The sequence below is a fragment of the Microbacterium testaceum genome (assembly GCF_006539145.1).
In the GTDB taxonomy this organism is placed as follows: domain Bacteria; phylum Actinomycetota; class Actinomycetes; order Actinomycetales; family Microbacteriaceae; genus Microbacterium; species Microbacterium testaceum.
In genome coordinates this window covers 26,299-35,628 of the sequence record NZ_BJML01000017.1, presented here as the reverse complement: position 1 = coordinate 35,628, position 9,330 = coordinate 26,299, and the positions used below count along the sequence as shown (strand labels likewise).

The following is a 9,330-nucleotide window of genomic DNA, read 5'->3' as shown; positions in this document are numbered from 1 at the left end:
CGGGCCGGCGAAGCCGGCCCGCTCCGAAGGTCGAAGCGCGTTCAGCCCAGGAACTCCCGCGCCGCGACCACCAGGTTCTCGACGCCGCGGTCGATCGTCGGCTGCATGACCGGCGCGAAGTGCGGGGAGTGGTTCGTCGGGATGTCGCGCTCGATGGTGCCGCCCGCGAACGCTTTCTGGAACGTCTCGGGGTCGACACCGCCCCAGAACCAGAACACCAGCGGAGCGCCCGACTCGCGGGCGAACCACGACACGTCCTCGCTGCCGGTGAACATGCCGGGGTCGACGACCGAGCCCTCGCCGAACGAGCGCCGGAATGCCGCGGTGAGGCGGGCTGTGGCATCCGCGTCGTTGATGGTCGGCGGCAGGGTGTGGTCGGTGGTGATGGTCGGCGTCTGCTCGGCGCCCGAAGCGTCGGCCTCGGCGCGGATGATGCGCTCGACCTTGGTCATGACGCGCTCGCGCGCGGCGTCGTCGGGGTAGCGCAGGCTGAGCTCGAGCTTGGCCTCGGCGGGGATGATGTTGTTCTTCAGGCCCGCGTGGATCGAGCCGACGGTGACCACGGCGACGTCGCGGGGGTCGACCTCGCGCGAGACGACGGTCTGCAGACGCATGACGGTGGCGGCGGCCATGACGACCGGGTCGATCGTGGAGTGCGGGCGCGAGCCGTGACCGCCGCGGCCGTGCAGCACCACGGTGAGGCCGTCGGATGCCGCCATCTGGGTGCCCGGGCGCACGCCGATCATTCCGGTGGGGAGGGGGGTGACGTGTTGGCCGAGCACGATGTCGGGCTTCGGGTATCGGTCGAGGACGCCGTCCGCGATCATCGCCTTCGAGCCCGCGCCGTATTCTTCGGCCGGCTGGAAGACGGCGATGACGGTTCCCGACCACTCCTCGCGCGTGGCGACGAGGCGCTCAAGGGCTCCGACCAGCGCGGTGACGTGCATGTCGTGGCCGCACGCGTGCATGACGGGGACGGAGTTGCCCGCCGGGTCGGTGCCGCGAGCGGTGCTGGCGTAAGCGAGACCGGTCTGCTCCTCGACGGGCAGGCCGTCCATGTCGGCGCGCAGCCACACGACCGGACCGTCGCCGTTGACGATGCTCGTGACGAGGCCGGTGCGGCCCACTCCCTCTTCGACTTCGAGCCCGAGGTCGGCCAGATGGCGGGCGATGACACCCGCCGTCCGCGTCTCTTGGAACGACAGCTCCGGGTGGGCGTGCAGGTCGGTGTAGAGGCTTTCGAGGTCGACGCTCATGTCTCCGAGCCTAGTTCGCCGCACCCGCGCGCGGTCGGGCTCCTCCCCGTCGAATGTCCAAGAAACGCCGTACCGAGCGATGGGCTGACGGAGTGTCGTGGACACTCGACGAGCGAGCGGCGGCGGGGCCACCGCACCGCTACCGGATGCCGGGGACACCCGCAACCCATCCGCTCCGGCCAGGTCGAGCGGCAACGCTTTCGCCATGACCACCACACACTTCGACTACCTCATCGTCGGCGGCGGAATGGTCGCCGACACCGCCGCCCGCGGCATCCGCGAGATCGACGCCGACGGCTCGATCGGCATCCTGAGCGATGACGTCGACGAGCCCTACACGCGCCCCGCCCTGAGTAAGAAGCTGTGGACCGACGAAGAGTTCACGTGGGACAAGGTGCCCCTCGGCACCTCCGACGACACGGGCGCCGATATCCGGCTGCAGACGCGCGCCACGGCGATCCGCCCGGACGCGCACGAAGTGGATGCCGACGGCGACACGTTCTCGTACGGCAAACTCCTCATCGCCACCGGCGGCAAGCCCGTGCCCCTCCCCATCGAGGACCACTCGAACGGTGAGCGTGCGCTGACCTTCCGCACCGCGGAGGATTACCGGCACCTCCGGGCTCTCGCGAAGGACGTCGACCGTATCGCCGTGGTCGGCGGAGGCTACATCGGCTCCGAGCTCGCCGCGGCCCTTGTGCAGAACGACGTCGAAACCGTGCTGATCCACACCGGCTCGGTGCTCGGCGATGCGGTGTTCCCGGCCGCGCTCGCCGAGCGCTTCGAGAAACTCTTCCGCGACGCCGGCGTCGAGATCGTCTCGGGCTCCAAAGTCGCAGGAGGAGAAGTGGATGCCACGGGCGCCCGCCTCGAACTCGAGAACGGCGATGAGGTGAGCGCGGACGCCGTCGTGAGCGGCCTCGGCATCGAAGTGGCCGTCGACCTGGCCGAGAAGGCGGGTCTTCAGGTCGACGACGGCGTGCACGTCGATGCGCAGCTGCGCACATCGGCCGACGACGTCTACGCCGCGGGCGATGTCGCGAGCTACCCCGACCGTCTGCTCGGGCGCCGTCGCGTCGAACACGTCGACAACGCGAACGAGCAGGGCAGGGCCGCCGGTCGCAACCTCGCGGGGGCTGCCGAGCCCTACACGCACACTCCCTATTACTACTCGGCGGTCTTCGGCATCCGGTACGAGGCGGTCGGCACGCTCGACTCCTCGCTCGAGACGGTCGAGGACTGGATCGACACCGACCGCGGGGTCGTCTACTACCTCGACGACGACCGCGTCGTCGGCGTCCTGCTGTGGAACGTGGAGGAGGCTCGGGATGCCGCCCGCGCGGTCCTCGCCGAGGCGGACACCCTGACGCGCGACGATCTCGTCGGTCGCATCCGCTGATCCGGCGGGCGGGCGGGAGGCGAGACCCCTCGTTCGCTCCCGCCCTGCTGCGGACGATCCGGTCGTGCGGACCGCGCCGCAGGACTAACCTGGACGCGCGCTGAGTGTCTTCAGCCCGTGATCCCCCAGGAGCATCCGATGGCCACCGCCGAACTTCGCCTCTCCGTCCCCGTCGACTCCGCACGAGACGCGGTCGGCTACGCGCTCGCCGAACAGGGCTTCACGGCCCAGCCCACGGCATCCGGATCCCTCGACGTGTCGCGCGGGAGCATGGGCACCACCCTGGTCGCCGGGGCGTTCGCGGGACAGGACATGCACGTCCGTTTCGACGTGCACTTCTCGGAGATCCCCGAGGGGACTCTCGCGTCGTTCGAGCACTCCACTCTGGGCGGCTTCTTCAAGGGCGGGGCGATCGGCGCCGCAAAGGTCGGCGATGTCGTGCGCGATGCAGCTCACCGTGCGGGCGCTCGGCTGGCCGAGCAGGGCGTGCTGGTCGGGGGTGTGCCTGCTTCCCCTTCCGGCGCGGGCGACGCGCAGCAGCCGGCCGCGACCGACAGCACGTGGGCGCCTCCGGTGCCGCCCGCTCCTCCCGGCTACCCCGGCGCGGCTTCTGCGGGCGACGGCGGAGCCGCTCCGGCTGACGGCGCTCCCGTCGGCGGCGCTCACACGGTCGCGCCCGCGTACGGCTCGTCGCCCTATGGCACCGTGCCGGCCGCATCGGATCGCACCAACGGCATCTCGATCCTCGCGATCATCCTCGGTTTCGTCTTCCCCATCGGCGGCATCATCGCCGGTGCGGTCGCCCTCGCCCAGATCAAGCGCACGGGCGAGAAGGGGCGCGGTCTCGCGATCACCGGCATCGTGGCGGGCGCGGTCATCAGCGTCCTGACGATCCTCGCCGTCATCGGCCTCTTGATCTTCTCGTTCACCGTCGGTTCGAAGGCGTCCTCCGCCGACCCGTTCGATGTCCCCACGTTCCCGCAGGACGGTGGCGTCACCGTCGGCCCCAGCGAGGCTGCTCCGGGCGACGAGGACACCTTCACCCTGCCCGTCGGGGTCTGCCTCGACGACGTCCCGAGCGGATTCATCAGCTCGTCCAACATCGTCGAGTGCGGCACCGCGCACACCTACGAGGTGTTCAGCAGCTTCCTGCTGACCGAGGGCTCCTTCCCCGGCGACGACGCCATCGCCTCGGCCGCCGAGACGGGCTGCGAGTCGGCGTTCCCGTCGTTCGTCGGCATTCCGTACGACCAATCCGCTTTGAACTACCAGTACGTCGCCCCCACCGAGGGCACCTGGGCCGACGGTGACCGCGAGATCTCGTGCCTGCTCTTCGACCCCGCCGTCCAGGAGACGACCGGGTCACTGGCAGGTTCGGCGCGCTGAGGCCAGGCGGAGGGTCGGAGCGCGAGCCGTCTCATGTGAATCGGTGGGATTCGGTCTTCGTGCGATGCACCCCGGGCCCGTTCGGTCGGGAGGGCGACGACACGATAGATGACGGAGGGGGCCAGCTTCTCGCTGGCCCCCTCCGCCTGTCGATGTCCCGGGCGATGAAAGACTCAGCCTCCCGACGACGTCTGGCCCAGTGCCGCGGTGAGCAGCGCCGCTACGAGGGCGAGCATGAGGCCGACGAGGACGAATGCAGCGATCCGAGTGATCCTCGCGGCCCCGTGGTGACGATTGGCATCCAGCAGGATGGCGGCGCCGCCGAGAACGGGTACCGCGAAGAACGCGGCGATTGCGCTGATGCTGGCCGCATCGATGAGGTCTCCCGCCGTCCGCATCATTCCCATGATGGAGACTCCGGTGGCGAGCACGACGACCCACGCGACAGCAGCAACCGGCAGAAGAAACCAGACGCCGTAGCGCGTGAACTTACCCGATGTCGAGGACGACGTTGTTGATGTAATTGGTTGCTGCATTGACCCACGCTCCGTACTGCCCATGAATGTTCCACCCGGTTGCGATCTGGTTCTGACAGGCGGCGTCCCCGTACAGACAGTACTCGCGCACGTGTTGGCGGGTTCCCATCGACTGCGTGTCGGCGTTCCACCCGTACGAGGTCATACCGTTCAACGCATTCTGGATGGCGTCCGTTCGCGTCTGCGAGAACATGCCGCTTCCCCCCGGGTTCAAACCAGGAGCATTGATCGGCTGGTTCGGGCGATAGCTGGGGTCTCCCAACAGAACCGCGGCCTGGACGCGGCTCCTGATGCTCTGGCTCACTTGGCCGAGTGCGGTCCCGATGACGTCGGCACCCTGGGAGTAGCCGATCAGGGTGACGGAAGGCGGCCGTGCGCAGGACGCGTAGTACTGGAGCTCCGCCTTCAACGCCGCGACGCCCGCGTTTCGGCTGTTGATGTAGGCACCGCTGGAGTCGATCGGGTTGACCGTCGCCGTCGCCGGGTAGTTCAAGGACACGCGATACATGCCCTGCAGGGCGTCGGGGGCGTTGGTGCCGACACCGTTGGCGATGGATGTGACGAAGTCGCCCATGCCGCCACTGCGCCAGACGCGGCCGCCGGGGCCAGGGTTCGAACCGGCGGGGGCCCCCGTGCCTCGCACACCGATCATCACCATCCATGCGTCACACGGGTTGGAAGGCGGAAGGGCCTGCGCGGGGGTTGCGGCGGCTCCGCCTCCTACGATGATGGCCACGGCCGCAGCGAACGCTGCTCCTCGTCGCTTCCAGCTGCCTCGATCGCGTGCGCGCCCGCTGGCGCGCCCCCCATCGCGTGAGGTCGAACGGGTGAAGTTGTACATGGTGCCCCCTTTGGATGAATTCCTTGAGGCGAACATAGTTACGAACGAGTGATTCTGTATGTAGGTACTTCGGGGTACATTGGTTCTATGAGGCTGAGCCTCGAGTTCACCCATCGCGTCGACGTGGACTGAATGGTCGTGGCTGATGGCGGGCGGACAGAAGGACCATGGCCGCCCCTGTCTTGTCGTCCCGACTGGTGCCTCAGCGCGCCATCGCCGCCGTCGAGCCGCGGTCGACCAGCTCGAAGGGCAACGTGCCGAGGCCCCGGCCGGGCTCGGCGCCGTCGAGGGCGGCGAGCACCGCCTCGGCCGCACGTCCTCCCTGACCCCGTGCGAACTGATCGACGGTGGTGAGGGAGAACCACCGGCCGAGCTCGTGTCCGTCCACACCGACGATCGACACGTCCTCGGGGACGCGCAGGCCGAGTTCGCGCGCGGCGAGGATCGCCCCGATCGCCATCTCGTCCGAGGCGGCGAAGAGCGCGGTCGGCGGGTTCGCGGCGGTCAGGGCGCGGGTCGCCGCGGCGGAGCCACCCTCGATCGTGAAGTCTGCCGGCTCCACCACGGCGTCGGTGATACCCGCTGCCGCCAGCTGCTCCACGAAGCCTCGACGTCGCAGGCCCGGCACGGTCGAACCCGCGGCGGTCGCGGCATCCGCTCCGATGTGCACGAGATGCCGGTGACCGAGCGCGAGCAGGTGATCCGTCGCCAGGCGTCCCACGGCGAGATCGTCGACCGTCAGGGTCGTCAGGAGCGGGTTGGGCCCGGCGATCGCGACGATCGGAACGCCCAGCCCGCGCAGGGACGCCGATTCCTCGGCATCCAGTTCGAGGGCGATCGTGATGACCGCGTCGATGCGGCGGCGGCGCAGGTGGTCGTCGAAGACGCGGTGACGCTCGACCGGGTCGCCGCTGACGCTGTAGAGCGTGATGTCGTAGCCCTCGCGCACGAGAGCATCGGAGATGCCCGCGAGCACCGTGCTGAAGAACCAGCGGTCGAGGAACGGCACGACCACGCCCACCGCCCGCGCCCGTCCGGTCGCCAGGCTCGACGCGGCCGCCGAGACGACGTACCCGAGCTCCTCCGCCGCTACGAGCACGCGCTCACGGGTGGCGGTCGAGACCGGCCCGCGCCCGCTCAACGCGCGCGAGACCGTGGCCGTCGACACCCCCGCCGCGCGGGCGACGTCATCGATACCGACCACGGTCTCGTGCTTCCGGGTGAACGCGTTCGGGATGCCGCGGCTCAGGCCGCCGCGATCCAGACGGTCGTGTCGGTCGGCAGGCGATCGCCGTCGAGGGGGCCGCTCGCGATGAGCACCTCGCCCGCGGGCAGGTCGACAGGTCCGTCGCCGAGGTTGGCCACCACCAGCAGCGAGCCGTTGCGGAAGGCCACCACGTCGTCGCCGTACTCGTCGAGCCACTCCAGGTGGCCCGCGCCGAGGCCCCGCTCGCGACGCTCGGCGAGCAGCGACCGGTAGAGGGTCAGCGTCGAGGCCGGATCGTCGACCTGCACATCGTGCGCGAGCTCGGCCCACTCGGCGGGCTGGGGCAGCCACGACGCGCCCGTGGTGTTGAAGCCGTAGGCGGGAGCGTCCGCGGTCCACGGGATGGGTACGCGGCAGCCGTCGCGGCCGTAGCGCTCACCGTTCGTGCGGAACCACGTGGGATCCTGACGCGCGTCGTCGGGGAGGTCGATGACCTCGGGCAGGCCCAGCTCCTCGCCCTGGTACAGGTACGACGAACCGGGGAGAGCCAGCATCAGCGACGTCGCCGCGCGGGCGCGGCGGAGGCCCTTCACCGGATCGGGCTGACCCGGGGACTTCGGGCCGATTCCCGCGCCCTGGGGGTTCTCGGCGGTCAGCGCGAGGCGCGAGGCGTGGCGCACGACGTCGTGGTTCGACAGGACCCAGGTGCTCGGGGCGCCGACGGCGGCATACTCTTTCAGCGACTCCGAGATGACATCGCGGAGGGCGGCGGCATCCCACTTCGTCTCGAGGTAGTGGAAGTTGAACGCCTGGTGCATCTCGTCGGGACGTACCCAGAGAGCCGTCTGCTCGATGGTCGGCAGCCACGCCTCGGCGCACAGGGCGCGGTCGCCGTCGTACGCGGCGAGCACCTCGTGCCACTCGCGCCACACGTCGTGCACGCCGGGCTGACCCCAGTACGGCACCTCTTCGGCGTCGCCGCCCATCGAGCCGCCCTCGGGGTCGGGCGTGAAGTCGGGCAGGCCCTCGGCCTTGATGAGGCCGTGGGCGACGTCGACGCGGAAACCGTCGACCCCGCGGTCGAGCCAGAAGCGCAGGATGTCGCGGAACTCCGCACGCACCTCGTCGTTGGTCCAGTCGAAGTCGGGCTGGCTCTCGTCGAAGATGTGCAGGTACCACTGGCCCGGAGTGCCGTCGGCCTCGGTGATGCGCTTCCACATGCCGCCGCCGAACACGCTCTCCCAGTTGTTCGGGGGCAGTTCGCCGTTCTCGCCCTTGCCATCGCGGAAGATGTACCGCGCCCGCTCGGGGCTGCCGGGAGCGGCCTTCAGCGCCTCCTGGAACCAGACGTGCTGGTCGCTGGAGTGGTTCGGGACGAGGTCGACGATGACCCGGATGCCACGCTCGTGCGCACCCGCGAGCATCTCGTCGAAGTCGGCGAGGGTGCCGAAGATCGGGTCGACGTCGCGGTAGTCGGCGACGTCGTAGCCCGCGTCCTTCTGCGGTGAGGTCTGGAAGGGGCTGAGCCAGATGGCATCCACCCCCAGCTCTTTCAGGTCGTCGAGGTGCGAGGTGACGCCGGGCAGATCGCCGAGGCCGTCGCCCGATGCATCGGCGAAGGAGCGGGGGTAGATCTGGTAGATGACGGCGGTGCGCCACCACTCGGAGCCGGGCGCGGAGACGAGGTCGGCCTGCGCCTCTTCCTGCGTGAAAGTCATGGTGTCCACGTTAGTGCAAGCGCTTGCATCGTGGTCAAGTGGGCGGCGGGTGAATCGCGGCGGGCGTAGCGAGGTGGGGTGGGTGGTGTCGGCCGGGGTGCGAGCGGTCCGCGCCTCGGGGTGTGAACGCTCCTTGAGTGTCCAAAACACCCGGACGAATTTTCGAAGTGTCCGGGTGTCTTGGACACTCGATGCGTCGGGCGAGCGCCCGCCATGAGCCCGCCCGTCCGCGCCCGCCGTGAGCCCGCCGGTCCGCGCCCACCGTGAGCCCGCCCGTCCGCGCCCGCCGTGCGTCTGCCGCCCGCGAGCCCCGCCCCGCGGGCGCCGCGATTAGGCTGGGTCGGTGCCCGACGCCTCCGCCCTCGCCCGTGCTGAATCGCTCATCACGAGCATCCCCGACTACCCCAAGCCCGGGATCGTGTTCCGCGACATCACGCCGCTGCTCGCCGACGCCGCGGCGCTGCGGGTCGTGGTCGACGCGCTGATCGCGCCGTTCGCCGGACGCTTCGACGCCGTCGCCGGGGTCGAGGCCCGCGGCTTCCTGCTCGCGGGGGCGGCGGCCATCGCCGCCGACGTGGGGCTCATGCCGATCCGCAAGGCCGGCAAGCTGCCCCGGCCCGCGGCGAGCGTCTCGTACGACCTCGAGTACGGCTCGGCGCGGATCGAGATGCACGATGACGCCGCAGCCGGTGCTCGCGTGCTGCTGCTCGACGACGTTCTCGCCACCGGTGGCACGCTCGGCGCGGGCCGCGAACTGCTCGAGGCCGTAGGCAGCGAGGTCATCGGCATCGCGACGCTGCTCGAGATCGACGGGTTGGGTGGCCGCGAGGCGCTCGGCGGCGACCTGCACTCGGTCTTCCACGTCTGACGCGCGTCGACCACCCCGTGCCTCGCTCCGGGTGATCCGGGTGCGATAACCGCGAGGCGGCGGGAGAGCGGATGCCGGGATCTTCCGGAGTCCGGCACGCCGCTGCCCCGCCGCGACGA

Annotated in this window: 8 protein-coding genes; 3 read left to right on the top strand and 5 right to left on the bottom strand. The window is 70.1% G+C overall.

All coding sequences use genetic code 11. The annotated features are described in order from the left end of the window. Positions 1-41: 41 nt before the first annotated feature. Entirely contained in the window at positions 42-1,256 is a 1,215-nt protein-coding gene (locus MTE01_RS16430; protein ID WP_141378411.1) for an amidohydrolase, read from the bottom strand. A 205-nt stretch (positions 1,257-1,461) separates the two neighbouring features. Here MTE01_RS16430 and MTE01_RS16425 point away from each other — a divergent pair, with 205 nt between their 5' ends. Further along, on the top strand, positions 1,462-2,655 hold the full coding sequence (locus MTE01_RS16425; protein WP_141378410.1) for an NAD(P)/FAD-dependent oxidoreductase: 1,194 nt from the start codon (positions 1,462-1,464) through the stop codon (positions 2,653-2,655). Positions 2,656-2,793: 138 nt separating this feature from the next. Further along, the gene (locus MTE01_RS16420; RefSeq protein WP_141378409.1) at positions 2,794-4,041 is read left to right on the top strand and encodes a DUF4190 domain-containing protein; all 1,248 of its coding nucleotides are present in this window, start codon (positions 2,794-2,796) and stop codon (positions 4,039-4,041) included. Positions 4,042-4,214: 173 nt separating this feature from the next. Here MTE01_RS16420 and MTE01_RS16415 read toward each other — a convergent pair whose 3' ends face one another. From MTE01_RS16415 to MTE01_RS16400, 4 genes are all read right to left on the bottom strand, one after another. Further along, a complete protein-coding gene (locus MTE01_RS16415; RefSeq protein WP_141378408.1) occupies positions 4,215-4,472 on the bottom strand; it encodes a hypothetical protein in 258 nt (85 codons plus the stop codon). 58 nt (positions 4,473-4,530) lie between these two features. Beyond that, the gene (locus MTE01_RS16410) at positions 4,531-5,313 is read right to left on the bottom strand and encodes a cutinase family protein (protein WP_218026379.1); all 783 of its coding nucleotides are present in this window, start codon (positions 5,311-5,313) and stop codon (positions 4,531-4,533) included. A 307-nt stretch (positions 5,314-5,620) separates the two neighbouring features. Then, complete coding sequence (locus MTE01_RS16405) at positions 5,621-6,622, bottom strand: LacI family DNA-binding transcriptional regulator (protein ID WP_141378406.1); 1,002 nt, start codon at positions 6,620-6,622, stop codon at positions 5,621-5,623. 41 nt (positions 6,623-6,663) lie between these two features. Beyond that, on the bottom strand, positions 6,664-8,343 hold the full coding sequence (locus MTE01_RS16400; RefSeq protein WP_141378405.1) for a glycoside hydrolase family 13 protein: 1,680 nt from the start codon (positions 8,341-8,343) through the stop codon (positions 6,664-6,666). 343 nt (positions 8,344-8,686) lie between these two features. Here MTE01_RS16400 and MTE01_RS16395 point away from each other — a divergent pair, with 343 nt between their 5' ends. After that, positions 8,687-9,211 (top strand): adenine phosphoribosyltransferase, encoded by a 525-nt coding sequence (locus tag MTE01_RS16395; RefSeq protein WP_103207036.1) that lies wholly within the window; start codon positions 8,687-8,689, stop codon positions 9,209-9,211. Positions 9,212-9,330: the final 119 nt, after the last annotated feature.

Excerpts from the sequence above, each read along its gene's own strand:
- MTE01_RS16400 (WP_141378405.1), bottom strand. The coding sequence starts at position 8,343 with ATGACTTTCACGCAGGAAGAGGCGCAGGCCGACCTCGTCTCCGCGCCC.
- MTE01_RS16420 (WP_141378409.1), top strand. The coding sequence starts at position 2,794 with ATGGCCACCGCCGAACTTCGCCTCTCCGTCCCCGTCGACTCCGCACGA.
- MTE01_RS16430 (WP_141378411.1), bottom strand. The coding sequence starts at position 1,256 with ATGAGCGTCGACCTCGAAAGCCTCTACACCGACCTGCACGCCCACCCG.
- MTE01_RS16425 (WP_141378410.1), top strand. The coding sequence starts at position 1,462 with ATGACCACCACACACTTCGACTACCTCATCGTCGGCGGCGGAATGGTC.